Source organism: Paraburkholderia phenoliruptrix, assembly GCF_047325075.1.
GTDB classification, from domain to species: domain Bacteria; phylum Pseudomonadota; class Gammaproteobacteria; order Burkholderiales; family Burkholderiaceae; genus Paraburkholderia; species Paraburkholderia phenoliruptrix.
In genome coordinates this window covers 4,049,590-4,074,031 of sequence record NZ_CP168531.1, presented here as the reverse complement: position 1 = coordinate 4,074,031, position 24,442 = coordinate 4,049,590, and the positions used below count along the sequence as shown (strand labels likewise).

24 protein-coding genes are annotated in these 24,442 nt (G+C 64.6%); 8 read left to right on the top strand and 16 right to left on the bottom strand.

What is annotated here, in order from left to right; translation table 11 throughout:
• Positions 1-145 precede the first annotated feature (145 nt).
• Positions 146-1,075 carry a DMT family transporter gene (locus ACEN8U_RS29995; protein ID WP_310105106.1) on the bottom strand — a complete coding sequence of 310 codons (930 nt, stop codon included), beginning with the start codon at positions 1,073-1,075 and terminating at the stop codon, positions 146-148.
• A gap of 344 nt (positions 1,076-1,419) precedes the next feature.
• Here ACEN8U_RS29995 and ACEN8U_RS29990 point away from each other — a divergent pair, with 344 nt between their 5' ends.
• A complete protein-coding gene (locus tag ACEN8U_RS29990; RefSeq protein ID WP_015001619.1) occupies positions 1,420-2,532 on the top strand; it encodes a porin in 1,113 nt (370 codons plus the stop codon).
• A gap of 110 nt (positions 2,533-2,642) precedes the next feature.
• A complete protein-coding gene (gene gloA / locus ACEN8U_RS29985; protein WP_013587127.1) occupies positions 2,643-3,029 on the top strand; it encodes a lactoylglutathione lyase in 387 nt (128 codons plus the stop codon).
• Positions 3,030-3,069: 40 nt separating this feature from the next.
• Here gloA and ACEN8U_RS29980 read toward each other — a convergent pair whose 3' ends face one another.
• The 8 genes from ACEN8U_RS29980 to ACEN8U_RS29945 all read right to left on the bottom strand — a co-directional run bounded on the left by ACEN8U_RS29980 (position 3,070) and on the right by ACEN8U_RS29945 (position 12,089).
• Positions 3,070-3,963: a M48 family metallopeptidase gene (locus ACEN8U_RS29980; protein WP_041744920.1), complete on the bottom strand. Its 894-nt coding sequence runs from the start codon at positions 3,961-3,963 to the stop codon at positions 3,070-3,072.
• 42 nt (positions 3,964-4,005) lie between these two features.
• A complete protein-coding gene (locus tag ACEN8U_RS29975; RefSeq protein WP_015001622.1) occupies positions 4,006-4,764 on the bottom strand; it encodes a lysophospholipid acyltransferase family protein in 759 nt (252 codons plus the stop codon).
• A gap of 31 nt (positions 4,765-4,795) precedes the next feature.
• On the bottom strand, positions 4,796-5,350 hold the full coding sequence (gene gmhB, locus ACEN8U_RS29970) for a D-glycero-beta-D-manno-heptose 1,7-bisphosphate 7-phosphatase (RefSeq protein WP_013587130.1): 555 nt from the start codon (positions 5,348-5,350) through the stop codon (positions 4,796-4,798).
• Between the two features lie 10 nt (positions 5,351-5,360).
• Complete coding sequence (glyS, locus tag ACEN8U_RS29965; RefSeq protein ID WP_310105108.1) at positions 5,361-7,463, bottom strand: glycine--tRNA ligase subunit beta; 2,103 nt, start codon at positions 7,461-7,463, stop codon at positions 5,361-5,363.
• A gap of 15 nt (positions 7,464-7,478) precedes the next feature.
• A complete protein-coding gene (glyQ, locus tag ACEN8U_RS29960; protein WP_015001624.1) occupies positions 7,479-8,486 on the bottom strand; it encodes a glycine--tRNA ligase subunit alpha in 1,008 nt (335 codons plus the stop codon).
• Between the two features lie 145 nt (positions 8,487-8,631).
• Positions 8,632-10,242, bottom strand: coding sequence for an FMN-binding glutamate synthase family protein (locus ACEN8U_RS29955; protein ID WP_310105110.1), 1,611 nt, complete (start codon positions 10,240-10,242; stop codon positions 8,632-8,634).
• Positions 10,243-10,405: 163 nt separating this feature from the next.
• Positions 10,406-11,551: a tRNA 2-thiouridine(34) synthase MnmA gene (gene mnmA / locus ACEN8U_RS29950; protein ID WP_310105112.1), complete on the bottom strand. Its 1,146-nt coding sequence runs from the start codon at positions 11,549-11,551 to the stop codon at positions 10,406-10,408.
• 58 nt (positions 11,552-11,609) lie between these two features.
• Positions 11,610-12,089, bottom strand: coding sequence for an NUDIX hydrolase (locus tag ACEN8U_RS29945; protein ID WP_310105113.1), 480 nt, complete (start codon positions 12,087-12,089; stop codon positions 11,610-11,612).
• A gap of 223 nt (positions 12,090-12,312) precedes the next feature.
• Between ACEN8U_RS29945 and ACEN8U_RS29940 the strand changes: the two genes are divergently transcribed.
• From ACEN8U_RS29940 to ACEN8U_RS29930, 3 genes are read left to right on the top strand one after another with little or no spacing between them, the layout of a single operon-like run.
• A complete protein-coding gene (locus tag ACEN8U_RS29940; protein WP_413658291.1) occupies positions 12,313-13,455 on the top strand; it encodes a Re/Si-specific NAD(P)(+) transhydrogenase subunit alpha in 1,143 nt (380 codons plus the stop codon).
• Positions 13,456-13,480: 25 nt separating this feature from the next.
• The gene (locus ACEN8U_RS29935) at positions 13,481-13,810 is read left to right on the top strand and encodes an NAD(P) transhydrogenase subunit alpha (protein ID WP_006047931.1); all 330 of its coding nucleotides are present in this window, start codon (positions 13,481-13,483) and stop codon (positions 13,808-13,810) included.
• On the top strand, positions 13,810-15,261 hold the full coding sequence (locus ACEN8U_RS29930) for an NAD(P)(+) transhydrogenase (Re/Si-specific) subunit beta (protein WP_015001629.1): 1,452 nt from the start codon (positions 13,810-13,812) through the stop codon (positions 15,259-15,261). The genes ACEN8U_RS29935 and ACEN8U_RS29930 overlap by 1 nt, the downstream gene beginning before the upstream one ends.
• Positions 15,262-15,301: 40 nt before the next feature.
• Here the strand turns inward: ACEN8U_RS29930 and ACEN8U_RS29925 are convergent, their stop codons facing one another.
• The 7 genes from ACEN8U_RS29925 to ACEN8U_RS29895 form a co-directional block, all read right to left on the bottom strand.
• On the bottom strand, positions 15,302-16,042 hold the full coding sequence (locus tag ACEN8U_RS29925) for a helix-turn-helix transcriptional regulator (protein ID WP_041744922.1): 741 nt from the start codon (positions 16,040-16,042) through the stop codon (positions 15,302-15,304).
• Between the two features lie 96 nt (positions 16,043-16,138).
• Complete coding sequence (locus ACEN8U_RS29920; protein ID WP_035480160.1) at positions 16,139-16,522, bottom strand: VOC family protein; 384 nt, start codon at positions 16,520-16,522, stop codon at positions 16,139-16,141.
• Positions 16,523-16,712: 190 nt separating this feature from the next.
• Complete coding sequence (locus ACEN8U_RS29915) at positions 16,713-18,002, bottom strand: class I SAM-dependent RNA methyltransferase (protein ID WP_310105116.1); 1,290 nt, start codon at positions 18,000-18,002, stop codon at positions 16,713-16,715.
• A gap of 125 nt (positions 18,003-18,127) precedes the next feature.
• On the bottom strand, positions 18,128-18,871 hold the full coding sequence (locus ACEN8U_RS29910) for a PqiC family protein (RefSeq protein ID WP_310105118.1): 744 nt from the start codon (positions 18,869-18,871) through the stop codon (positions 18,128-18,130).
• Entirely contained in the window at positions 18,868-20,526 is a 1,659-nt protein-coding gene (locus tag ACEN8U_RS29905) for an intermembrane transport protein PqiB (protein WP_015001634.1), read from the bottom strand. Before ACEN8U_RS29905 ends, ACEN8U_RS29910 begins: the two co-directional genes overlap by 4 nt.
• Positions 20,519-21,169, bottom strand: coding sequence for a paraquat-inducible protein A (locus ACEN8U_RS29900; RefSeq protein WP_028361796.1), 651 nt, complete (start codon positions 21,167-21,169; stop codon positions 20,519-20,521). The genes ACEN8U_RS29905 and ACEN8U_RS29900 overlap by 8 nt, the downstream gene beginning before the upstream one ends.
• 8 nt (positions 21,170-21,177) lie before the next feature.
• Positions 21,178-21,945 (bottom strand): paraquat-inducible protein A, encoded by a 768-nt coding sequence (locus ACEN8U_RS29895; RefSeq protein ID WP_015001636.1) that lies wholly within the window; start codon positions 21,943-21,945, stop codon positions 21,178-21,180.
• Between the two features lie 413 nt (positions 21,946-22,358).
• Between ACEN8U_RS29895 and ACEN8U_RS29890 the strand changes: the two genes are divergently transcribed.
• From ACEN8U_RS29890 to ACEN8U_RS29880, 3 genes are all read left to right on the top strand, one after another.
• Positions 22,359-22,919: a cytochrome b gene (locus tag ACEN8U_RS29890; RefSeq protein ID WP_013587145.1), complete on the top strand. Its 561-nt coding sequence runs from the start codon at positions 22,359-22,361 to the stop codon at positions 22,917-22,919.
• Positions 22,920-22,927: 8 nt separating this feature from the next.
• Complete coding sequence (locus tag ACEN8U_RS29885) at positions 22,928-23,491, top strand: YceI family protein (protein WP_310105122.1); 564 nt, start codon at positions 22,928-22,930, stop codon at positions 23,489-23,491.
• A 62-nt stretch (positions 23,492-23,553) separates the two neighbouring features.
• Complete coding sequence (locus tag ACEN8U_RS29880) at positions 23,554-24,123, top strand: YceI family protein (protein ID WP_310106327.1); 570 nt, start codon at positions 23,554-23,556, stop codon at positions 24,121-24,123.
• Positions 24,124-24,442: the final 319 nt, after the last annotated feature.

The window sequence follows — 24,442 nt, the reverse complement described above, 5'->3', positions numbered from 1 at the left end:
TCAAAGCAGTCGTCGCAGTGAGGCCACCGCGACGTTCCAGTAGACCATTTGCGCAGCGCGATGCAGCGGCTCGCACAGAGAGAGCAGAAACGAGCTTCTTTCCTGAACCGAACAACGAGCCTTCCCGCCAGGCGCGCCAGGCGGTTTACGCCCGCTTGCCCGGCGCATTGACCAGCGCGATGCCGGTCAGCACCAGCGCCGCCGCCAGGAGAAAGCGCAAGCTGAACGACTCGCCGAGCAGCAGCACGCCGAAGGTCACGCCGAACAGCGGCGTGAGAAACGAGAAGACCGACAGGCGCGACGCGACATAGCGCGTGAGCAGCCAGAACCACACCAGATAGCTGACGAACGCGACCACGATCGCCTGATACGCGAGGCTCGCGACTGCGAGCGGCGTGACCGTGTCGACGCGCGCCTCGCCGAGCCCGAGCGCCAGGGCGAGCAGCACCACGGCCGACACCGCCAGTTGATAGAAGAGCGTCTTGCTCGCGCTCGACTGCGCAAGCCGGGTGGCGCGCACGACGACGGTCGTCGCGGCCCACGCGATGCCGGCCAGCACGCCGAGCGCGTCGCCGGCCACGGCGCCGAGCGTCGAGCCGCTTGCGGTGGCGCCATGCAGAAAGCCGTCCGCGAAAGCCAGCGTCATGCCGGCGAATGCCACGAAAATGCCGAGCCATTGAATGCGCCGCATGCGCTCGCCGTCCACGAACCAGTGCAGGCCCAGCGCCGTAAAACACGGCGCGGTGTACAGGAAGACGGCCATGCGCGACGCACTGGTCAGCGTGAGCCCGAGAAAGATGCACACGAATTCGGCGGCGAACAACACGCCCGCCAGCAGGCCGGCGGCGAGCGTGCCGTCGTCGCGAAAAAGCGGCGTGCCGCGCGAGCGAGCCCAGCCCCACACCAGCAGCGCCGCCATGGCCGAGCGCAAGCCCGCCTGAAACAGCGGCGGCAGCGCGGCGTTGGTGCTCTTGATCGCGACTTGCTGGAAACCCCAGATCGCGCACAAGCCGACCATGAGGAGGACGGCGAAACCATCGGGGGCGCGACGCGCGGGCAGGACAGTGGTGCTCATGGGCAAGGTCGTGGCGATGAAGCCGAGGCAAGGTTGGACGATGCAGCCCGTACGATACCAAACGCCCCCGTTCTTTCAGCCGATGTCCCCACCGCCTACGCGTGCTTCTTACAAGTCGCAAGTTATTTGCTGATTTAACGACGGCGGCGCAACGCGCGCGCAACACATATTTCTTACCATTTCGATTTCGCGCTAAGGTTCGACGACGCTTTCTGTCGGTAGATTCGTACGCGCTGCGTCGCGAATTCCGAGCTTCCGTAGGAATTCAGCGAGCCGGCGCGGCGCGAATCGGCGGCCCTCAACTCTATCCGCGCGAGGCGGAATCACGACGAGGAGACTAGACGATGACCCTCAGCAGAGGCACAGCCGTCGCGGCGCTGTTGTCGCTCGGCTGCCCGGTGGTCGCGCAGGCGCAGTCGAGCGTGACGCTCTACGGCGTAGTCGACGAGAGCGTGCGCTATCTGACCCACGCAAACAAAGCCGGCGATTCCTCGCTCGGACTCGGCACCGGCGGCATGACGCAAAGCCGCTGGGGGCTCAAGGGCGTCGAGGACCTGGGCGGCGGCTGGTCGACCTTTTTCAAGCTCGAAAATCGCATCTACATCAACAGCGGGCAGAGCGATCCGACCTTGCCGTTTTTCAACGAAGCGCAAATCGGCGTGCGCTCGAATTCCTACGGGCAGGTCATTCTCGGCCGTCAGTACAATGTGATGATCGAGGGCATTACCGTCGGCGGTTACGGCAGCAATCCGTGGATTCCGTACGACTTCAGCTTCCAACCCGAAGTGACGATGACAGGCGGCATCTGGACCAGCAACCAGGTGCAGTATCAAGCGAAGTACAACGGCCTGAGCTTCGCGGCCGGTTACGCGTTCGGCGGCAACGCGGGTAATTCGTATGGCAGTCAGATCGGCGCGGCGGCGGCTTATGCGCCCGCGGGCGGGCCGTTCACCGTCGGCGGCGCGTACGAGGAATCCAAAGACTCGGTCAACGGCGCGTCGGCGAAAGCGTGGACATTCGGTGGCTCCTATACGTGGAACAAGACGCGCTTTTCGCTGGGTTATATCGTCAACCGCGCCGACGCCGGTTTTTCGACTTTCGCCAACGGTCCGTTTTCCGCAGCCTCGCTGACGGCGCTCAAGTACACAGACTTCTCGCGGCGGCGCATGTTCATGGGCGGCATCACGCAGCACGTCGGCAACGCGTGGCATCTGGCGGCGAATGTCTGGCGGACATTGCAGGACGGCAAGACCGCCGCGAAGGACGGCTCGGCGTGGCAATACCAGCTTGTCGCCGACTACAACCTGTCAAAGCGCACGGACGTCTACGTCGAAGGCGACTATTCGCTGTATCGCGGCGATCTGATCGGCGCGCAGCTGCAAGGTGTGAATAGCGTGGGACTCGCGCAGAAAGGCTCGCAAATCGGCTTGATGGCGGGGCTGCGGCATCAGTTCTGAAGCGTGGCGGCGTGGTCCGCGCGCGGGTGAGGCGAGCGGCGGCCCGACTGCAACGGCGGTCGATTCCGGGTACATTTACGCTCTCGACATCAAGCAACAGGGAGTACATGATGCGCCTTCTTCACACCATGCTTCGGGTCGGCGACCTGGACCGTTCAATCGCGTTCTACACCGAACTCCTCGGCATGAAACTGCTGCGCCGCCAGGATTATCCGGAGGGGAAGTTCACGCTGGCTTTCGTCGGCTACACGGACGAGGCCGACGGCGCCGTCATCGAGTTGACGCACAACTGGGACACGCCGTCGTATGACCTGGGCACCGGCTTCGGGCATCTCGCCGTCGAGGTGGAAGACGCCTATGCGGCGTGCGAGAAGATCAAGGCCCAAGGCGGCACCGTGGTGCGCGAAGCCGGGCCGATGAAACACGGCACGACGGTGATCGCATTCGTCACCGATCCCGACGGCTACAAGATCGAGTTCATTCAGAAGAAAAAGTAACGCGGGCGTCGGGGCCTCAGGGCTCAGGGCGTTTAGGGCACTAGAGCGTCGGCAGCAATTCCGGCGGATGCGACTTGAGCGTCTGCCGCGCTTCGCGGAATTCCGGGAAGATCGATTCGACCGTTTGCCAGAAGCGCGGGCTGTGGTTCATCTCCCGCAGATGCGCGAGTTCGTGCGCGACCACGTAATCGATAATGGAAAGCGGAAAGTGAATCAGCCGCCAGTTCAGGCGAATCTTGCCGTCGCTCGAACAACTGCCCCAGCGCGTGGCCGCTGACGAAAGCGCATACGCGCGATAGTTCACCCCCAGCTTCTCGGCGTAGACGGCCAGACGCTCGCCGAACAGACGCTTCGCCTCGCTCTGCAACCAGCCTTGCACGCGGTCCTTGATCTGCTGCGGATCGGCTTGCAAAGGCAGCGGCACTTGCAGCGCGCAATTTTCCGCACTGAAGGCGAGCGTGCCGTGCGGCGAGCCGAGCGTCACGCGCACCGGCTGGCCCAGATAAGGCACTTCTGCGCCGTCTTTCCAGTCCACCTTCGGCAGCGCGCGTTGTTCGACGCGCGTTTGCCATTCAATCAGCTTCGTGAAGATCCAGCGCTGCTTCTCCGTGATCGCTGTTTCAATATCGGCGAGCGTGACCCAGCGCGGCGCGGTGATCGTCAGACCGGTGCCGTCGATGGCAAAGCCAATGGAGCGGCGCGCCGAGCGCTTGAGCGCGTAATGCAGCGTGCGCGAGCCGATGACGAGACTGCGCAGCTTGCTGCCGTCCGGCGCGAGCGGCACGGCGGGCTGCAGGCCCTGAGGTGTGGCGCCAGGCGCGGACGGTGAAGGTGAAGGCGACGACGACGTCGACCCCGGCTCGGCGAAGAGCGGGAGATCGAGTTGCCGGTTATCGAGCGCCGCAGCGGGCTGCGGCGTAGGAGACTTCTGCATTGATTCGGCTTCGCGCAAGTACGCCTTCGAGGGCGTGGCGCATCAGATAGGTGCGGCGGCGGAACCGCTGTCCGCCGCGCGATACGCAGCGGGATCGATGCGACGCATTTCAGCTTCGATCCACTGTTCGACGCGCGTGTTCACTTCATCGGGCGTGAGCCCCGTTGTCTGAATCGGCTTGCCGATCGACACTGTGACTATACCCGCATATTTGAGAAACGAGTTGCGAGGCCACACCCGTCCGGCGTTGTGCGCGATCGGCACGACCGGCGCGCCGGTGGCGATCGCAAAGCGCGCACCGCCGGTTTTGTACTTGCCCTGCTTGCCGGTCGGCGTGCGCGTGCCTTCCGGGAACATGATCACCCAGGCGCCTTCCGCCATGCGGGCCTTGCCTTGCCTGATGACCGACTCGAACGCGTATTTGCCTTCCTTGCGGTCGATGTGAATCATCTTCAGGAGGCCGAGCGCCCAGCCGAAAAACGGCACGTACAGCAGTTCGCGCTTGAACACGTAGCACAGCGGCTTGGGCATCAACGCGGGAAATGCGAGTGTTTCCCATGCCGACTGATGTTTCGACAGCAGCACGGCCGGTCCGTCGGGCAGGTTCTCCATGCCTTGGACCGTGTAGCGAATGCCGTTCAGCCAACGCGCCACGGCGAGCGTGACGCGGCACCAGCCGGCCGCCATCCAGTAGCGCCTGTCGGCGCGCATGAACGGAAACGCGATGAAGCACGCGATCGCGTACGGCACCGTGAAGAGCACGAAGTAGATCAGCAGCAGCAAAGAACGGATGAAGCGCATCGGCGTGGTCTGTGAGGGGTGGGGACGCGCGTCACTCTTGGGCGTCGGCGAGGAAGTCGAGCACGAATGCCCGCAGGTCGTCGTGCACCACCGTGCCTTCCGGCAGGCCGCCGGCCGCGAGCGTTTTGCGGCCCTTGCCCGTCAGCACCAGATGCACCGGATGACCGAGCGCCGCGCCTGCTTGCAGATCGCGCATCGCGTCGCCGACCACTGGCGTGTTCTCGGGATCGACCTCGAAACGCTCGTTGATCATTTTCAGCATGCCGGGCTTCGGCTTGCGGCATTCGCAATGGTCTTCCGCCGTGTGCGGGCAGAAGAACACCGCGTCGATGCGCGCGCCGACCGCCGCCGCCATGCGATGCATCTTCAGATGCATGGCGTTCAGCGCATTCATGTCGAACAGGCCCCGGCCGATGCCGGACTGATTCGTCGCAATCGCCACGCGATAGCCCGCCTGGCTCAGACGCGCGATGGCTTCGAGCGAGCCCGGCAGCGCGACCCATTCGTCCGGCGACTTGATGAACGCGTCGGAGTCGACGTTGATCACGCCGTCGCGGTCGAGGATCACCACTTTTTTGGTCGGCATGGCGCGTCGCTCAGGCGGCGAGTCGCGAAATATCCGCGACGCAATTCATCTGCTGATGCAGCGCGCCGAGCAGGGCCAGGCGGTTGGCACGCAGCGCCGGATCTTCGGCGTTGACCATCACGTCGTTGAAGAACGTGTCGACCGGTTCGCGCAGCGCGGCGAGCGCGGTCAGCGCGCCCGTGTAGTCGCGCGCGGCGAGCTGAGACTGCACGCGCGGCGCGACCTGCTCGAGCTGCGCAAACAACGCCTTTTCCGCTGCCTCGACGAGCAGCGCCGGCTGCACGCCGCCGCTTGCCGTTGCGGCTTCCGACTTCTTCAGAATGTTCGAGATGCGCTTGTTGGCTGCCGCGAGCGACGCGGCTTCTGGCAACGCCGCGAACTCGCGCACCGCATCCAGACGCGCGACGATGTCGTCAAGCCGCGTGGGATTGAGCGCCAGCACCGCGTCGATTTCACCCGGCGCGTGGCCGCGTTCGCGCAGCAAACCGCGCAGACGGTCCATGCTGAATTCGTAGATGGCCTCGGTCGAGTCGGTTACGTTCGGCAGGGCGGCGAATTGCGCGTGAGCCGTGCGCAACAGTTCGACGAAGTCCACGGGCAACTGCTTTTCCACCAGGATGCGCAGCACGCCAAGCGCGTGGCGGCGCAGCGCGAACGGATCTTTTTCGCCGGTGGGCTGCAGGCCAATGCCCCAGATGCCGACCAGCGTTTCCAGCTTGTCGGCGAGCGCGACCACCGTGCCCGTTGCCGTGGCCGGCAACGCGTCGCCGGAAAAGCGCGGCTGATAGTGCTCCGAGCACGCGAGCGCGACTTCTTCCGGCTCGCCGTCATGGCGCGCGTAGTACGTGCCCATGGTGCCTTGCAGCTCGGGGAATTCGCCGACCATGTCGGTGATCAGATCGGCTTTCGCGAGACGCGCGGCGCGCTTCGCAAGCGCCACGTCCGCGCCGGTCAGCGAGGCGATCGCGCCGGCCAGCGATTCGAGGCGCTCCACGCGCTGCAGCGCGGAGCCGAGCTTGTTGTGATAAACGACGTTGGCGAGCAGCGGCACACGATCCGCGAGCGGCTTCTTCTTGTCCTGCTCGAAGAAGAACTTCGCGTCCGCGAGACGCGGGCGCACCACGCGCTCGTTGCCTTCGATAATGTCGCCGGGCGTCGCCGTCTCGATATTGGACACGATCAGGAAACGCGAGCGCAGCTTGCCGTTCGCGTCGGTCAGCGCGAAATACTTCTGGTTCGTCTGCATGGTGAGGATCAGACATTCCTGCGGCACTTGCAGGAATTCGTCCTCGAAACGGCATGCGTAGACCACCGGCCATTCGACGAGCGACGTCACTTCGTCCAGCAGCGCTTCCGGCATCACGACCTGATCGCCGTCGGCGTGCGCGAGCAGATGGGTGCGGATGGTTTCCTTGCGATCCGCGAAGTTCGGCACGACGCGGCCTTTGTGCATGAGCGTGTCGACGTACGAATCGGCGTGCTGGATCTGCACGAAGCCTTCGGACAGGAAGCGGTGGCCGAGCGTGGTGTCGTCGGCGTCAATGCCGAGCGCGCTGACCGGCACGATGTGCTCGCCATGCAGCGCAGTGAGGCGATGCGCGGGGCGCACGAACTGCACATTCGAGCCGTCCGGCCGCTGGTAGGTCATGACCTTCGGAATGGGCAGCTTCGCGAGTGTTTCGTCGAGCGCGCCTTGCAGGCCTTCCGCGAGCGTGGCGCCCGGCGCGGCGTAGCGCAGGAAGAATGCTTCCGCCTTGCCGTCGTGCGCGCGCTCCAGGTCGCTGACCGAAAAATCAGGAAAGCCGAGCGCCGCGAGTTTCTTGGCGAGCGGCGCGGTGGGCTGGCCGTCCTTGTCCAGCGCGACGGAAACCGGCAGCACTTTTTCGCGCACCTGTCTTTCCGGCGCGACCGCGCGCACGTTCTTCACCGTCACGGCGAGACGGCGCGGCGTGGCATAACGCTCGAACGACAGTTCGCCTTCAATCAGGTCGCGGGCCGCGAGGCGCTCGGCAATACCTTCGGCGAAAGCGTCGCCGAGACGGGCGAGCGCTTTGGGCGGCAGTTCCTCGGTCAGCAGTTCGACCAGCAGGGTAGCTTGATGGGGTTGAGTCATTTCTTGATGTTCTCGTCAGTCCTGGTCGATCTTGCGTTCGACTTTCAGCGGCGGCGCCCACGCGGGCTTGGCGGCGTCCTGCTCGTCGGTGGTGAGGCCGGGCACGCCGTGCACCGGATTGCCGAGCATCGGGAAACCGAGCTTTTCGCGTGAATCGTAATAGGCCTGTGCGACGAGACGCGACAGCGCGCGAATCCGCCCGATATACGCCGCGCGCTCCGTCACCGAAATTGCGCCGCGCGCGTCCAGCAGATTGAACGTGTGGCCGGCCTTCAGCACGAGCTCATACGCGGGCAGGGCGATCTGCGCTTCGATCATGCGCTTCGCTTCGGCCTCGTAGCTGTTGAAGAACGAGAACAGCAGATCGACGTTCGCGTGCTCGAAGTTGTACGTGGACTGTTCGACTTCGTTCTGGTGGTACACGTCGCCGTAGGTGAGACGGCGCATTTCCGGGCCGTTCGGGCCTTGCTCTTCCCACTCGGTCCAGATGAGGTCGTAGACGTTTTCGACCTTCTGCAGATACATGGCGAGGCGCTCGAGGCCGTAGGTGATTTCGCCGAGCACCGGTTTGCAGTCGAGACCGCCGACCTGCTGGAAGTAGGTGAACTGGGTCACTTCCATGCCGTTCAGCCACACTTCCCAGCCGAGACCCCAGGCGCCGAGCGTGGGATTTTCCCAGTCGTCTTCGACGAAACGCACGTCGTTCTGCTTCAGGTCGAAGCCGAGGGCTTCCAGCGAGCCGAGGTACAGATCGAGGATGTTTTCCGGCGCCGGCTTCAGCACCACCTGGTACTGATAGTAGTGCTGCAGACGGTTCGGATTTTCGCCGTAGCGGCCGTCCTTCGGGCGGCGCGACGGCTGCACGTAGGCGGCGCGCCACGGCTCCGGGCCGACCGCGCGCAGGAAAGTGTGGACGTGCGAGGTGCCCGCGCCGACTTCCATGTCGATCGGCTGGAGCAACGCGCAACCCTGCTTGTCCCAATAGGACTGCAGTGTCAGGATGATTTGCTGAAACGTGAGCATGAAGTGCCTTTCGGGCATGAGGCCGCGCCGCGGGCGCTAAGGCACGCGGGGCGACCGTGGAGCAAAGTGCTAAACCCGAGATTTTAACGGAAAGGCGGGGGGGTGTCCGTTTTGGGAGGGGCGCGGCCTCCGTCGGCGGAGTCGCTCAGGCTACTGCAAGTTCCACCTTCGGCGAAAACGAATCGCTTTGCGCAACCGGCCACCATTTCTCATACAGCGAGTAACGATAATTCCCATTGAGAAGATCGTTCGGCTCGAGATACTTCAGCAGCTCGGACATCAACTGCACCTCATGCGACGACACACGTCGCACGATGTGGTGCGCGCGCAGCTCCGCGGGATGCTTGAGCCCCGCAGCCTGAACAATCTCCTTCAGCGCATGTAGCGTGTTGTGGTGGAAGTTGAACACGCGGTCGGCTTTGTCAGGCACGACGAGCGCACGCTGGCGCACCGGGTCTTGCGTCGCGACCCCGGTCGGGCAGCGCCCGGTGTGGCAGGTTTGCGCCTGGATGCAGCCTACCGCGAACATGAACCCGCGCGCCGCGTTGACCCAGTCCGCGCCGATCGCAAGCGTTTTCGTGATGTCGAACGCGGTGATCATCTTGCCGCTCGCGCCAATGCGGATACGCTGGCGCAAGCCAATGCCGACGAGTGTGTTGTGCACGAGCAGCAAGCCTTCCTGCAACGGCACGCCGACGTGGTCGGTGAACTCGAGCGGCGCGGCGCCCGTGCCGCCTTCTGCACCGTCGACGACGATGAAGTCCGGCAGAATGCCCGTCTCCAGCATCGCCTTGGCAATGCCGAAGAATTCCCACGGATGCCCGATGCACAGCTTGAAGCCGGTCGGCTTGCCGCCCGACAGCGTGCGCAGCCGCTCGATGAATTCGAGCAGACCGCGCGGCGTCGAAAACTCCGAATGCGTGGCCGGCGAAATGCAGTCGCGGCCCATCGGCACGCCGCGCGTTTCGGAGATTTCCGGCGTGATTTTCGCCGCCGGCAAGACGCCGCCGTGACCGGGCTTCGCGCCTTGCGAGAGCTTCACCTCGATCATTTTCACCTGCGGCTCGGCGGCCTGCTTCGCGAATTTTTCCGCGCTGAAAGTGCCGTCGTCATTGCGGCAGCCGAAATAGCCCGACGCGATTTCCCAGATGATGTCTCCGCCATGCTCGCGGTGGTACTTCGACATGGAGCCTTCGCCGGTGTCGTGCGCGAAGTTGCCTTTCTTCGCGCCGAGATTCAGCGCCATGATCGCGTTCGCGGAGAGGGAGCCGAAGCTCATCGCCGAGACGTTGAAGATCGACATGGAATACGGCTGCGCGCGATCGGCGCCGACCACGATGCGAAAGTCGTGGCTGTCGAGCGTGGTCGGCGCGAGCGAGTGGCTAATCCATTCGTGCGCGACGGCCTTGACGTCGAGTTCGGTGCCGTAGGGCCGGCTGTCGACGTCATTCTTGGCGCGCTGATAGACGATGCTGCGCTGCGCGCGCGAGAACGGCTTTTCGTCGGTGTCGTTTTCGACGAAATATTGGCGGATTTCCGGGCGAATGAACTCGAACAGAAAACGCAGATGACCCCACAGCGGATAGTTGCGCAGAATCGCATGGCGCTGTTGCGTCAGGTCGTAGCAGCCTAGCGCGATGAACGCGAGCGGCACGACGATCCACAACCATGAAACGTGATGGGTCGCGGCGAGCGCCGCGCAGACGGCGAGGAGCGCGACGGCGCTCCACATGGCCAGATAACGTCGAGAAAACATGGAGACTCCGGTGCAGTGGATCGTCACGGAGGGATGGCACGCGCTTAAGGCGCGGGCGGATCCACCGTGGGGAAACGGGCGGCTGGCTTGATGAGAAGCCGCGAGCCGGCACAGGCGCGGTTCGAACCTCGCGGCTCAGGCGCCGCGGCTCGAACCCTGCCGGCTAGCGCGCGCTCAGCAATGCCGCCTTTTGCGGCTCGCGCGCGGCCGGCTGCCCGGTCGCCGCATGCTCGATGATGCCGCCGCCGAGGCACACGTCGCCATCGTAGAGCACGGCGGATTGCCCCGGTGTGACAGCCCACTGGGCGTCGTCGAACGTCAGTTGGAAAAGGTCCCCGCCCGCGCCTGCTGCACCGAACGCGCAGTGCGCGTCGGCTTGGCGGTAGCGGGTTTTCGCGCCGCACGCGAAGCCTTCCGCCGGCGGCTCGCCCGCGACCCAGCTCGTGTTGCCCGCGGTGAGCGTATGGCTCAGCAGCCACGGGTGGTCGTGGCCCTGCGCGACGTACAGCGTGTTCGACGCAATGTCCTTGCCGGCCACGAACCACGGCTCGCCGCTGCCGTCCTTGCTGCCGCCAAGGCCGATGCCCTTGCGCTGTCCGAAGGTATAGAACGCGAGGCCGATGTGCTCGCCGACCACTTTGCCGTCGGTCGTTTTCATCGGGCCGGGCTGGGTCGGCAGATAGCGGTTCAGGAAGTCGCGGAACGGCCGCTCGCCGATAAAGCAGATGCCGGTCGAATCCTTCTTTTTCGCGTTCGGCAGCGCAATCTGCTCGGCGATTTCTCGCACCTTGGTCTTGGGAATTTCGCCGAGTGGAAACAGCGTTTTCGACAGCTGCGCCTGATTCAGCCGATGCAGAAAGTAGGATTGATCTTTCGTATGGTCGAACGCCTTCAGCAGCTCAAAGCGGCCGTTGTTTTCCCGCACGCGCGCATAGTGGCCGGTCGCGATGGTTTCCGCGCCGAGCGACATGGCGTGATCGAGGAAGGCCTTGAACTTGATCTCGGCGTTGCACAGCACGTCCGGGTTCGGCGTGCGGCCGGCGGAATACTCGCGCAGGAATTCGGCGAACACGCGGTCCTTGTATTCGGACGCGAAGTTGACGGCTTCCACGTCGATGCCGATCAGATCCGCCACGGACACCACGTCGATCCAGTCCTGCCGCGTCGAGCAGTATTCGCTGTCGTCGTCGTCTTCCCAGTTTTTCATGAACAGGCCGACTACGTCGTAGCCCTGTTCCTTCAGCAGCCACGCGGTGACCGACGAATCGACGCCGCCCGACATGCCTACTACGACTTTCTGCTTGCTCATAAGATGCTCACTGGGTACTGCGTGACTTCATGGATCGCGGGTCGCGGTTGCCGCGAGGTTATCTTTTCGGCCCGACCGAATGCGTATGCACGAAGTCGAGCGGGAAACGCCGGCCGGCGAGGTAATCGTCGATACATTGCATGACGAGCGGCGTGCGGTGCCGCTCGGGGCAGGCGCGCAGCTCGTCTGCGCTCATCCACAAGGTTCGGACGATGTCCGGATCGAGCGCGCGTGCCGCTTCGCGTTCGCCGCCCGCGCCGCAATAGGTGAAGCGCAGATAGGTGACGCCGTCGCGCCCGGGCCGCTCGAAATGCGTCATGTACAGGCCGACGAGCGCTTCGGGCGTGAACGGATGAGCGGTTTCCTCGAGCGTTTCGCGGATCACCGCTTCCAGCAGCGTTTCGCCGGCTTCCAGATGGCCGGCCGGCTGGTTCAGCCGCCGGCCGGCGGCGGTGTGTTCCTCGACCACGAGAAAGCGCCCGTCACGCTCGACGATGGCCGCGACGGTCACGTGCGGCAGCCAGGTTTCCGGTTTCATGGGTGCGCATTTTACCGTTTATGTCCGTGGACTGCCTGGAAGCGGGCGGCGGGCGGCGGCCCCCGGCATGTCGGCCCCGCGCCCAGCCTGCAACCCCGGATTGTCCCCGATTTTTGCGGCCCCCCATCTTTCGGGTAAAGTGAGGCGTTAGCCGTTGCACTTGCAAGCCGGCGTGCCTCGTCGGCCGATCTGTCGTCAAACAGTAAGTCGAGGAGGAACCACGATGCACATCGGAGTGCCAGCCGAGACGCGCGCGCACGAAACCCGCGTCGCCGCGACGCCCGAGACCGTCAAGAAGTACGTGGCTCAGGGCCACCGGGTCACGATCCAGAGCGGCGCCGGGGCCGGTGCGAGCTTTCCCGACGACGCCCTCGCCGCCGCCGGCGCGGAAATCGTCGATGCCGCCACCGCTTTCGGCGCCGACCTTGTCCTGAAGGTCCAGTCCCCCACCGAGTCCGAACTGCCGCTCCTCAAACGCGGCGCGGTGCTGATCGGCATGCTCGACCCGTTCAACGCGGACAATGCCCAGAAGCTCGCCGCGGCCGGCGTGACCGCCTTCGCGCTCGAAGCCGCACCGCGTACCACGCGCGCACAAAGCCTCGACGTGCTGTCGTCGCAGGCGAACATCGCCGGATACAAGGCGGTGCTGCTGGCGGCAACGCTCTATCCGCGCTTCATGCCGATGCTGATGACCGCCGCGGGCACCGTCAAGGCCGCGCGCGTGCTGATTCTCGGCGCCGGCGTGGCGGGCCTGCAGGCGATTGCGACCGCCAAGCGTCTCGGCGCCGTGATCGAGGCTTCCGACGTGCGGCCGGCGGTGAAAGAGCAGATCGAATCGCTCGGCGCGAAGTTTCTCGACGTGCCCTACGAAACCGACGAAGAGCGCGAAGCCGCGCAAGGCGTGGGCGGCTACGCGCGGCCGATGCCGCCGTCGTGGCTCACACGGCAATCGGCGCTGGTGCATGAGCGGGCGAAGCAGGCCGACGTGGTCATCTCGACCGCGCTGATTCCGGGGCGCGCGGCGCCGACGCTCCTCTCCGTCGAAACCGTGCAGGCGATGAAGCCGGGCTCCGTGCTCGTCGACCTCGCGGCGGGCCGCGGCGCGGACTACGAAGGCCGGCGTGGCGGCAACTGTCCGCTGACCGAAGCGGACAAGGTGATCGTCAGGCATGGCGTGACGATTGTCGGCTACACGAATCTCGCATCGATGGTCGCCGCCGACGCCTCCGCGCTCTACGCGCGCAACCTGCTCGACTTCCTCAAGCTGATCGTCACGAAGGAAGGCGCGCTCAATATCGACCTTGCCGACGACATCGTCGCGGCCACGCTGCTCACGCGCGACGGCGAAGTCGCGCGCAAGGCATAAAGCGAATTCACCTGGAGAAACGGCGATGGAAGTGCTCAACCACACCGTCATCAACCTGATTATTTTCGTGCTGGCGATTTACGTCGGCTACCACGTCGTCTGGAATGTCACGCCCGCGCTGCACACGCCGCTCATGGCGGTGACCAACGCGATTTCCGCGATCGTGATTGTCGGCGCAATGCTCGCCACCGGCCTCACGCTCGGCACGCCGGGCAAGTTCTTCGGCACGCTCGCCGTCGCGCTTGCGGCGGTCAACGTGTTCGGCGGCTTTCTGGTCACGCGGCGCATGCTCGAGATGTTCCGCAAGAAAGAGCCGAAAAAGCTCATCGCCGACAAGAGCAAGGAGAACGCGTAATGAGCCTGAACGTCGTCACGCTGCTTTATCTGGTTGCGTCGGTCTGTTTCATCCAGGCGCTCAAGGGGCTGTCGAATCCGAAGACCGCGCGCATCGGCAATACGTTCGGCATGGTCGGGATGGCGATTGCCATTCTCACGACCATCGCGCTGATCGCGAAACAGGCGAACGCGCTGGGTTCGAACCTCGCGCTCGGGCTCGGCTTGCTGTTCGCTGCGCTGATAGTCGGCGGCGCGATCGGCGCGTTTGTCGCCGCGCGCGTCGAAATGACGAAGATGCCGGAACTCGTCGCGGCCATGCATTCGCTGATCGGTCTTGCCGCGGTCTGCATCGCCTATGCGGTGGTGTCGGAGCCGGCAGCATTCGGGCTGATCGATCCGGAGAATCCGGTGCCGGGCTTCCTGCCATACGGCAATCGCGTCGAGCTTTTTATCGGCACGTTCGTCGGCGCGATCACTTTCAGCGGGTCGGTGATCGCGTTCGGCAAGCTCTCGGGCAAGTACAAGTTCCGTCTGTTCCAGGGCGCGCCAGTTGTGTACGCGGGCCAGCATTTGATCAACCTGATGCTCGCCATCGCGATGCTCGGCTTCGGCATCATCTTCTTTTTCACGCAGTCGTGGCTGCCGTTCATCATCATGACGGCGATTGCGTTCGTGCTCGGCGTGCTGATCATCATTCCGATCGGCGGCGCGGACATGCCCGTGGTCGTCTCCATGCTCAATTCGTACTCGGGCTGGGCGGCGGCGGGCATCGGTTTTTCGCTGAACAATCCGATGCTGATCATCGCGGGCTCGCTCGTCGGTTCGTCGGGTGCGATTCTGTCGTACATCATGTGCCGCGCGATGAACCGCTCGTTCTTCAACGTGATTCTCGGCGGCTTCGGCAACGAGCCGGGCGCGGCGGCGGGCGGCGCGGCGGAGCAGCGTCCCGTGAAATCGGGTTCGGCGGACGACGCGTCGTTCATGCTCGGCAACGCGGAGACGGTGGTGATCGTGCCGGGTTACGGGCTCGCCGTCGCGCGCGCGCAGCATGCGTTGAAGGAATTGACCGACAAGCTGGTCGAGAAAGGCATCGAGGTGAAGTACGCGATTCATCCGGTGGCCGGCCGCATGCCCGGTCACATGAACGTGCTGCTCGCCGAAGCCGAGGTGCCCTACGACATGGTGTTCGAGATGGAGGACATCAACGGCGAGTTCGGTCAGGTCGACGTGGTGCTCGTGCTCGGCGCGAACGACGTGGTGAATCCGGCCGCGAAGAACGATCCGAAGTCGCCGATTGCCGGCATGCCGATTATCGAGGCGTACAAGGCGCGCACGGTGATCGTCAACAAGCGTTCGATGGCGGCCGGTTACGCGGGCCTCGACAACGATCTCTTCTATATGGACAAGACGATGATGGTGTTCGGCGATGCCAAGAAGGTGATCGAGGATATGGTCAAGGCGGTGGAATAACACGCAACTGGCCGCGCGGCGCACGTCGGCGTCGCGTGGCTTACTTCGGTTTTGCGTTCACGTGCCGCAACAGGTCCGCGAGCCGCCGTCCTTCCTGGTCCGGATACGGCTCGCGCACTTCCAGCTGCTGAATTTTCTCGAGTCCGAAATTGCGGAAGTCGCCGCGTAATTCACACCACGCGCCTAGCGTCCAGCGGCCGCCCCAATAAGCGAGAGCCAGCGGCCATACGCGCCGCTCGGTTGCCGCGCCGTTGACGTCCGTGTAGGCGAAGCTCACCACGTGCCGCGTGTCGATCGCGCGATGCAGCGTGTCGAGCTGCGTCGAAAATTCGCTTCTGATATGAAAGGACGGCGCGAAGATCGCGAGTCTTTCGAGCGATGCGCGCTTGTCGGCCGGCATGGCCGAGGCGATCTTCGCGAGCGCACCGCGCGCGCCTGCTGCGAAGCCGGCGCTGCCCCACGATTCCAGCATGCGCGCCCCGGCGGCGAGCGCCGTGAGTTCGTCGGCGGTGAAGGTGAGCGGCGGCAAGCTCGCCGCGCGGCTTAACCGGTAGCCGATTCCGGCCTCGCCTTCGATCGGCACGCCCGACAACTGCAGATCGCGCACGTCGCGATAGACGGTGCGCAGCGAGATGTTGAGCCAGTCGGCAAGTTGTTGCGCGGTGGTGAGGCGCCGGCCGCGCAGCAATTCGGCGATCTGGAACAGGCGGTCGGCGCGGCGCGTCATCGTGGGCGTCTTGTAGAAGAGGACAGGGACAGTCCCGCGATGATAGCGCCGCATGCCGTGCTCCGGTCAACGCTCAGGCGGCGGGCGCGTTGGGCGTTGCCATGCGCGCCGCGCTGCTCGCTTGCTGCCCGGCCGATCCGCGCGTTGCGCTTAGCCGTTGGTGCGCGAGTGCAGGCCGAGGCGATTGCCTTCGCTGTCGATAAAAAACGCGATATAGCCGATGTCCTGCGGCAGCTTGATGACGGGTCCGTCGGTCTTGCCGCCGGCTTCTTCGATGCGGGCGAGCGCGGCGTCCACGGTCGGGTGCGCGTTCAGGTAGACGAGCACGCCGTCGCCGTTCGGGGTCATCGACGGGCTGTGGACGACCGCGCCGCGCGTGGCCGGTTCTTCGCAGTCGAACACGGCAATGGGCTGACCGCCGAATTCCTGGCGATTCAACGTGACGTCGAGCGCGGCTTCATAAAAGCGGACGGCGCGATCGAAATCGACGGACGGAATTTCGAACCATGCAACGACTTTGGACGATGCGGACATGACACTCTCCTGTGGATGGCGGATAAGCCGGATAAATCGCCGGATGGCGTGAGGAGGAGTGTGCAGGGGGGCTGCTGACAGCGTGGTGTCAGTAGGGTGCAGCGGCGAGCGAGACGGCGAGCGGGACGGCGCGGCCAGCGCGGCGCAAAAAAAACCGCGGAACGGTGTCCGCGGTTTCGGTGCGAGCGCCTCAGCCCGCCGGCGTGTCGCCTTGCGGGCGCTGCCGCACGCTGCCCGCGATCAGGTCGAAGCGGAACAGCCGGCATTCGAGCGCGCCGTTAAAGAGCGGCGTCTTGGTCGATTCGCGCAGGCGCAACTGGCCCGGTAATTTGCGATCCGACGTCAGAATGAATGCATGCCAGCCGGTGAAGCGCTGCTTGAGCGCGTCGCCGAGCGACTGGAAAAACTCGCTGTCGGGCGTTTCTTCCTGGGCGCGGCGAAAGCCGTCGTCTTCGCGATTGTCGCGATTGCGTCCTTCGCGGATTTCGCCGCGTGCATTGCGCCCGCGAACTTCGATTCGCTCGCCGTACGGCGGATTGGCGACCAGAATGCCCGGCTCGGCGGTGGGCGGCGTCATGCCGCGGGCGTCGACCTGTTTCAGCGGAATCAGCGGCAAGCCTGCGCGCTGGAAATTCGCGCGGGCCTTGTCGAGCATGTCGCCGGAAATATCGCTGCCGAAAATCTGCAGGTCGGCGCGCGAGTTGCGAGCGGCATGTTTGGCGTCGAGCGCGGCGGCTTTGAGCGCCTGCCATGCCTTGGTGTCGTACTGTTTGAACTTTTCGAAGCCGAAGCGGCGCTCGGCGCCGGGCGCAATGTTGAGCGCGACTTGCGCGGCTTCCGCGAGGAACGTGCCGCTGCCGCACATGGGGTCGTAAAGCGGCGTGCCGGCGCTCCAGCCGGTCAGGCGCAAAATGCCCGCCGCGAGATTTTCGCGCAGCGGCGCCGCGCCCTTGTCGAGGCGCCAGCCGCGCTTGAAGAGCGGGTCGCCGGAGGTGTCGAGATACAGCGTGCAGTCCGTCGCGGTGAGAAACGCGAACACACGGACGTCGGGCATGCCGGTGTCGATGCTCGGACGCGCGCCGCTTACTTCGCGCAGACGGTCGCAGATCGCGTCTTTCACGCGCAGCGTGGTGAATTCGAGGCTGCGCAGCGGCGACTTGATGGCGGTGACGTCGACACGCAGTGTTTCATTCGCCGAGAACCACTGCTCCCAACGTTGTTCGACGGCGAGCGCATAGATGTCCTGCTCGCTGCGATACGGTCGATGCGCGATTTTCAGCAGCACGCGGCTCGCGATGCGCGAATGCAGATTGGCCGCCATGCCGGCTGCCCAACCGCCGCGGAAATGCACGCCGCCGGGCACTTGCGAGCCGGCCGCGAACGGCGCGCCGTGCAGATGCTTTGCAGCGATTTCCGCGAGTTCGGCGGCGAGCGCGGCTTCAAGGCCGCGTGGGCAGGGGAGGAAGAAATCGAAGGACATGGGGTGCGGCGGGGCCGGTTGGCGATGGATAAGGGCGTATTGTACGCGGTCGCGAGGAGGCCTTTGCCTGCGACGCGCGGCCGGATTTTTGATCAGAGCACCTGAACATCACCATGGCGGAAGGACTACCCACCAGCCACCGCCCCAGCCGCTTCCACAGGGCAACCCGGCACAGCGGCACGCGCCACATCCTTGCCCGCCTGCGAGGCAGAAGCGGGCGCAGCAGGCGCCGAAGCCGCCATCGCCCGCACCGCCGCCGCCACCTGCGCGGAAATGCGCTGCAACGCCTGCCGATGCCCGTCCACAAGCGCGTCATAGCCGCCACCGACCGGCTCGCTCACCACGCTCCTGCACGTCATCACTGCCGTGCTGCGCACAGCGCGCACGCTCCACACGGCATCGATCAGCGCGTGCGAGCCGGGCCACGATTCGAACCGCTGCACATTCATGCTCACGCGATACACCGGCGTCGCATCCGAATAGGCCGTGCCGTACACGTCGATGGTATTGAGCTGCTGCGTGAGGCTCGTCGACAGCGCCCGGCGCAGCTCGTCGCCGGGCAGCGACGCCCAGCGTTCCTGCTCCAGCACCTTCACCTGCGTCGGTCCCGTCTGCACGACCAGCTGCGTTTTCGCGACTTGCGGCGGCACGTCGATCGGCGCGACCTCGATGAGCCACGCGGGCGCCGCCGCCGCGCTCCGCACGCCCGACGCACCAGCGGATGCGCCCCCGCTCACGTCGCCCAGGGTATAGAACCGGCTCGTCGGCGATGCGCAGGCGGCGAGCGCGAGCGCCGCAGCCAGCGCGCCGGCACCAACAGCGCCGCGCGCGAGTGCGCCGTGCAGGCGAGGGAGTCGGACGAACATCATGGTTTATCTCCTGCTTTACCGCGCAACAACGATTCCGGGTGGCGCTCCAGATAATCCGACAGCGCATTGAGCGACTGCAAGGTGCGCGTCAATTCCTGCAACGCCTGATGCACGTCCGACTGCAGCGGCGAGTCCTGCTGCAACGTCGCCTCGGCCGAGCCGAAGGTCTGCTTCGCAGCCGCGAGGGTGTCGCGCGCCTGCGGCACGACTTCCGTGTCGAGCCGCTTGAAGAGCTGATCCGCGTTCTTCAGCGCAGCGTTCAGGTTATTGCCGATCTGATCGAACGGCACCTTGTCGAGCTTCTTCGCGATGTCGGCGACCTGCAGCTGCAATTCGTCGAGCGTGTTCGGAATAGTCGGCAATTCGAGCGGGTCGCTGGCGACGTCGACGGTAGCCGGGGGCGCCTTCGGGAAAATATCCAGCGCCACATACAGCTGGCTCGTGATCAGATTGCCCGTGCGCAACTGGCCGCGCAGCCCATGTTTGACCAGTTGCTGCAGCATGTTTTGACCGGCGAGACTGCCCGGCGCCGGCGCGGTTTCGCGGAAACGCTTGCCGAGCCGGTCAGGGTAGATGTTCATGGTCACCGGCATGGTGAAGCTGCGCGTTTTCGGATCGTAGTCGATGCCGATGTTCGTCACCTGACCGAGCACGATGCCGCGGAAATCGACCGGCGCGCCGACCGACAGCCCGCGCAGCGACTGGTTGAAGTTCATCACGACGCGCAGCGGCACGCCGTCCGGGTCGCGCATGGCGTCGGCTTCATCGGCGGCGAGGCGGAAGGTCATGTTGTTCGGCGCCTGCGCGCCGACGCCTTGGCCCGGCGGCGACTGGAACGACAAGCCGCCGACGATCACCGTCGCGAGCGACTGCGTGTTCAGCTTGAAGCCGCTCGAATCGAGCCGCAAATCGACACCGCTCGCATGCCACCAGCGCGAATTGGTGCCGACGTACTGGTCGAACGGCGCGGACACGAACACCTGCATGGTGACGCCGGTGCCGTCCTTGTCGAGCGAAAAGCCGACCACCTGGCCGACCTGCACGCGGCGATAGAAAATCGGCGAGCCGATGTCGATGGAACCGAGCGAATCGCCATGCAGAATGAACTGGTGACCCTTCTGGTCGCCGGTGACGGGCGGCGGCGTCTCGAGCCCGACAAAGTTCTTCTCGCTGTCCGGCGAATGGCCGGCGTCGGCGCCGATATACGCGCCCGAGAGCAGCGTGGTGAGACCCGATACGCCGCTCGCGCCCACGCGCGGGCGCACGACCCAGAAGCGTGAATCCTTCACCGCGAAATCTTCGCCTTCCTTTGTCAGCTGCACCTGCACGAGCACGTGCGAAAGGTCCTTCGACAACGTGATCGACTTCACTGCGCCCACGTCGACGTCCTTGTACTTGACCTTGGTTTTGCCCGGCTCGAGCCCTTCCGCGCTGACGAAACTAATGGTGATAGTCGGGCCTTTTTCCGTGACCGACTTGATGACGAGCGCAATGCCGATCAGCGCGGCAATCAGCGGGATGACCCACACGAGCGACGGCAGCCAGCGGCTGCGCGGCTCGATTTCGGGGTCTGGCAGTTGGGGCGGCAGCTTCGGTCCGTTCGAATCGTTGCGCGGCGCGTCGGAGGCGGGCGTCGGTCCTGGCGGGCTAGTCATGTTCGAGATCCTGAGGTTTTTGGGTACTGCCGTCCACGTGGTCCCAGATGAGCCGTGGATCGAATTGCATCGACGCCATCATCGTCAGGATCACCACCGAGCCGAACGCAATCGCGCCCGGCCCGGCCGTGATCACGGCAAGCGACTTGAAGCGCACGAGCGCGACGGTCAGCGTGACGACGAACACGTCGAGCATCGACCAGCGGCCGATCCGCTCCACCATCCGGTACAGCGTGGTGCGCTGCTGCGGCCGCCAGCGCGAGCGCCGCTGCGCGGTAATGGTGAGAAGCGCGAGCACGCTGAGCTTGAGCATCGGCACCATGATGCTGGCGACGAAAACGATCACCGCGAGCGGCCAGTCGCCGGAGGTCCAGAAGTACACGACGCCGCTCATGATGGTGTCGTCCTCCGAACCGACCAGCGACGACGTGTGCATGACCGGCAACAAATTTGCCGGAATATACAGCAACGCCGCGGCGATCAGCAGCGCCCACGTGCGCATCAGGCTGTCGGGATTGCGCGAGTGCAGGCGCGCGCCGCAGCGTCCGCAGTGCTGCGGCGTGACCGAGCGGATGCGCGGTTCGACGCGTCCGCACGCGTGGCAGGCGACGAGCCCGGCGCGTTTTGCGCTCACGTATTTCATCGCGCGGGTCATCCTCGATGGGGCGCCGGCGGCGCGCCGGCATGGGTGCCGGTCTCGCCGTCCGGCCCCTCGTCGGTGGGCAGCAGCGGCGGAGCCGGCGGTCCGGCCACGGAGCCGACCGCGGCCGCCGCGCTGTCCGCCGAGGTGCGCGGCAGCGGCCGCTGATTGCGCGCGCCGAGTTCGTCGGCGAGATCCCACAGAATGCGCGGGTCGAAGGTGACGACCACGGCGAACATCAGCGTAAGCGCGCCGAACGCGAAGAGGGCGGCCTCGGGAATCACGCGCGCGAGACTGACCATCTTCACGATGGTGATGAGCACGCCCAGCATGAACACTTCGATCATGCCCCACGGCCGGACGAACTGGATGGCCCGCAACACGCGGTTAAAGGCTGCCGGCACATAGCCGGCGCGAATCGGCACGAGCACGTACAGCAGCGCGACAAGTTCGGTGAGCGGAAACAGAACCGTGGAGCAGAACACCATGACGGCGACGATCTGCATGTTCTCGTTCCACAGCGCGACGAGCGCACCGAACAGCGTGGTTTGCGTGGTAATGCCATTAGTCTCGAGTTCGACGATGGGAAAGCCCTGCGCGATCAGAAACGTGATCAGCGCGGCGAGCGTCATGGCGCAGATGCCGTCGAGCTTGCGCGACACGCCGCTGTAAAGCGTCGCGCGGCAGCGCGGACAGCGAGCGACCTTGCGCCCGACAAGCCGCGGCTTGCGGAACAGCGTATCGCATTCATGGCACGCGATCAGGTTGTCATGTTCCATACGGCAACGGGGCAACGATAGGTGAATGAGCGTCCAATGCCGGTCGCGAGGAGGTGGCGCTGTGCGTGGCCCTGTCGGTGGCGATGGGAGTCGATGTGGCCGGTTCGTGAAAATTTGTGCAGCAATAGTACCAAAAGGCGCTGCGGCGCCGCCTCGACGGACACAGCGCTCACCCTCTAAACGTCTGACAGCGTCCGTCCCCAATTGTTCACGGGTGCTGCTGGCGGCGCGCCGAACCGCGTTTCGGTAAATTTCACCCTGCTCCCAGCCAGCTTTTTCCGCTTCGGGTAGCATGGCGGCCTGGCGCGTCCTGAAGCCTGTGACGCCGGGCCATCTGCCGATGAACTTTGCGTCGGCGGGGAATAGCCGGGCGTGCGGCGCCGTTAACCTCTCTTAGCAAGCGTTGACCTGTCATGGCACACAATCCTTCGTTCGGTGGCCCGGAGTCGTACACGCGGACTGCCATCGCCTTTCATTGGCTGATCGCATTGCTGATCGTTTGCGGCTTTGCGCTCGGCTGGGTGATGACCGACATCCCGGGCTTTACGCCCACCAAGTTGCGTTATTTTTCGTGGCATAAATGGATCGGCGTGACCGTGTTCGCGCTCGCGGTCCTGCGGATTCTGTGGCGCGCCACGCACGGCGCGCCGTCCATGCCGCGCCGCATGCCGGCCTGGCAGCGCGGCGCCGCGCACCTCGTGCATCTGCTGCTGTATGCGTTGATGGTGGCGATTCCCGTCTCCGGCTATCTGTACAGCTCGGCGGCGAACGTGCCGGTCGTCTACCTCGGGCTGATTCCGCTGCCGCGGCTGATTGCGCCGGACCCGCATCTGAAGGAACTGCTCAAGACTGTTCACATTGCGTTGAACTACACGTTGCTGGCGCTGGTCGGCATGCACGTGGCGGCGGCGCTCAAGCATCAATGGCTGGACCGCGACGGGCTGCTGTCGCGCATGCTTCCCTTCCTCAAATAAGGACAACCATGAAGGTCTCGTTTTATCGCTACATGCTGGCGGCGTTTGCCGCGGCCTCGCTGGCCGCGGCCGGCGGCGCCCTCGCCCAGGTCGACGCGGCGAAAAGTTCGGTGAGCGCCACCTCGAAGCAGATGAACGTGCCGGTCGAAGGCAAGTTCGGTAAATTCACCGCGCAGGTCAAGTTCGATCCGGCGAGACCCGCCGAGGGCAGCGCGCAGCTGAACATCGACGTGTCGAGCTACGATCTCGGCGACGAGACCTACAACGATCAGGTCCGCGGCAAGGAATGGTTCGACGCGAAGACCTACCCGAGCGCCACCTTCGTTTCGAGCGCGATTGCGCCGGCGGGCGGCAATCAGTACAAGGTGACGGGCAAGCTGACCATCAAGGGCAAATCGCAGACGGTGGTGGTGCCTGTTACGGTCACGCAGCAAGGCGCGACGCAGACATTCGACGGTTCGTTGCCGATCAAACGCTCGCAGTTCGACATCGGCACGGGCGAGTGGAAAGACACGTCTGTCGTGGCGGACGAGGTCGTCATCAAGTTTCATATCGTAGCTGCACGCAAGTAATGGGACCGCGCGTATAAGCGCAGCCGTTTTTTCCTGACTGGGAGCATGAATTGAAGACATCCATGTTGATCGCCGCCGGTGCATTGGCCTCCTGCGTTTCCCTTGGCGCATTCGCCGCCGCCGACACCTATCAGCTCGACCCGACTCACACGTATCCGAGCTTCGAGGCGGACCACTTCGGCGGACTGTCGGTGTGGCGCGGCAAGTTCACCAAGAGTTCGGGCACGGTCACGCTCGACCGCGCGGCCAAGACCGGCAGCGTCGATGTCAACGTCGATCCGGCTTCGATTTCGACTGGAAACGGCAAGCTCGACGAGCATCTGAAAGCGCCGGAATTCTTCGACGTCGCGAAATTCCCCGCCGCGACGTACAAAGGCACCGACATCAAGTTCGACGGCGACAAGCCCTCGCAAGTGGTCGGCAGCCTGACGCTGCACGGCGTGACGAAGCCCCTGAATCTGAAAATCGAGTCGTTCAAGTGCATGCAGCACCCCGTGCTCAAGCGCGAAGTGTGCGGCGTCGAGGCGAGCGCCCAGTTCAATCGCGCGGATTACGGCATGGATTTCGGCAGCAAGTACGGGTTCAGCATGGAGACCCGGCTGCATATTCAGGCTGAAGGGATCAAGCAGTAAGCACTGCTCTCGGGCGCGGGCGCCTTTGGCTCGTCATTGCATGCGGATCGCCGTTGCGGCGCAGCAAAGACGGCGGCGCCTCTTTCATCGCCCGTTAGATTGCTTATTAGGCCGCTTCGTTCGCTATCGCGACGAAGCGGCTTTTTCATGGCGTCGCAGTCGCAGCGAGGCGCCTCTAGCCTCATCTGACGCACAAATGCGAAATTTCGCGCTCGCCTCGGTTTAATTTTTCAGGTACATAAAGCGCTGGCACCGCATTGGTTGTGCGCGCATCCAATTCGGCGAAATCGGGTCCGGCCCGATATAAGATTCGCGCGAA

Excerpts from the sequence above, each read along its gene's own strand:
- ACEN8U_RS29995 (WP_310105106.1), bottom strand. The coding sequence starts at position 1,075 with ATGAGCACCACTGTCCTGCCCGCGCGTCGCGCCCCCGATGGTTTCGCC.
- ACEN8U_RS29990 (WP_015001619.1), top strand. The coding sequence starts at position 1,420 with ATGACCCTCAGCAGAGGCACAGCCGTCGCGGCGCTGTTGTCGCTCGGC.
- gloA (WP_013587127.1), top strand. The coding sequence starts at position 2,643 with ATGCGCCTTCTTCACACCATGCTTCGGGTCGGCGACCTGGACCGTTCA.
- ACEN8U_RS29980 (WP_041744920.1), bottom strand. The coding sequence starts at position 3,963 with ATGCAGAAGTCTCCTACGCCGCAGCCCGCTGCGGCGCTCGATAACCGG.
- ACEN8U_RS29975 (WP_015001622.1), bottom strand. The coding sequence starts at position 4,764 with ATGCGCTTCATCCGTTCTTTGCTGCTGCTGATCTACTTCGTGCTCTTC.
- gmhB (WP_013587130.1), bottom strand. The coding sequence starts at position 5,350 with ATGCCGACCAAAAAAGTGGTGATCCTCGACCGCGACGGCGTGATCAAC.
- glyS (WP_310105108.1), bottom strand. The coding sequence starts at position 7,463 with ATGACTCAACCCCATCAAGCTACCCTGCTGGTCGAACTGCTGACCGAG.
- glyQ (WP_015001624.1), bottom strand. The coding sequence starts at position 8,486 with ATGCTCACGTTTCAGCAAATCATCCTGACACTGCAGTCCTATTGGGAC.
- ACEN8U_RS29955 (WP_310105110.1), bottom strand. The coding sequence starts at position 10,242 with ATGTTTTCTCGACGTTATCTGGCCATGTGGAGCGCCGTCGCGCTCCTC.
- mnmA (WP_310105112.1), bottom strand. The coding sequence starts at position 11,551 with ATGAGCAAGCAGAAAGTCGTAGTAGGCATGTCGGGCGGCGTCGATTCG.
- ACEN8U_RS29945 (WP_310105113.1), bottom strand. The coding sequence starts at position 12,089 with ATGAAACCGGAAACCTGGCTGCCGCACGTGACCGTCGCGGCCATCGTC.
- ACEN8U_RS29940 (WP_413658291.1), top strand. The coding sequence starts at position 12,313 with ATGCACATCGGAGTGCCAGCCGAGACGCGCGCGCACGAAACCCGCGTC.
- ACEN8U_RS29935 (WP_006047931.1), top strand. The coding sequence starts at position 13,481 with ATGGAAGTGCTCAACCACACCGTCATCAACCTGATTATTTTCGTGCTG.
- ACEN8U_RS29930 (WP_015001629.1), top strand. The coding sequence starts at position 13,810 with ATGAGCCTGAACGTCGTCACGCTGCTTTATCTGGTTGCGTCGGTCTGT.
- ACEN8U_RS29925 (WP_041744922.1), bottom strand. The coding sequence starts at position 16,042 with ATGCGGCGCTATCATCGCGGGACTGTCCCTGTCCTCTTCTACAAGACG.
- ACEN8U_RS29920 (WP_035480160.1), bottom strand. The coding sequence starts at position 16,522 with ATGTCCGCATCGTCCAAAGTCGTTGCATGGTTCGAAATTCCGTCCGTC.
- ACEN8U_RS29915 (WP_310105116.1), bottom strand. The coding sequence starts at position 18,002 with ATGTCCTTCGATTTCTTCCTCCCCTGCCCACGCGGCCTTGAAGCCGCG.
- ACEN8U_RS29910 (WP_310105118.1), bottom strand. The coding sequence starts at position 18,871 with ATGATGTTCGTCCGACTCCCTCGCCTGCACGGCGCACTCGCGCGCGGC.
- ACEN8U_RS29905 (WP_015001634.1), bottom strand. The coding sequence starts at position 20,526 with ATGACTAGCCCGCCAGGACCGACGCCCGCCTCCGACGCGCCGCGCAAC.
- ACEN8U_RS29900 (WP_028361796.1), bottom strand. The coding sequence starts at position 21,169 with ATGAAATACGTGAGCGCAAAACGCGCCGGGCTCGTCGCCTGCCACGCG.
- ACEN8U_RS29895 (WP_015001636.1), bottom strand. The coding sequence starts at position 21,945 with ATGGAACATGACAACCTGATCGCGTGCCATGAATGCGATACGCTGTTC.
- ACEN8U_RS29890 (WP_013587145.1), top strand. The coding sequence starts at position 22,359 with ATGGCACACAATCCTTCGTTCGGTGGCCCGGAGTCGTACACGCGGACT.
- ACEN8U_RS29885 (WP_310105122.1), top strand. The coding sequence starts at position 22,928 with ATGAAGGTCTCGTTTTATCGCTACATGCTGGCGGCGTTTGCCGCGGCC.
- ACEN8U_RS29880 (WP_310106327.1), top strand. The coding sequence starts at position 23,554 with ATGTTGATCGCCGCCGGTGCATTGGCCTCCTGCGTTTCCCTTGGCGCA.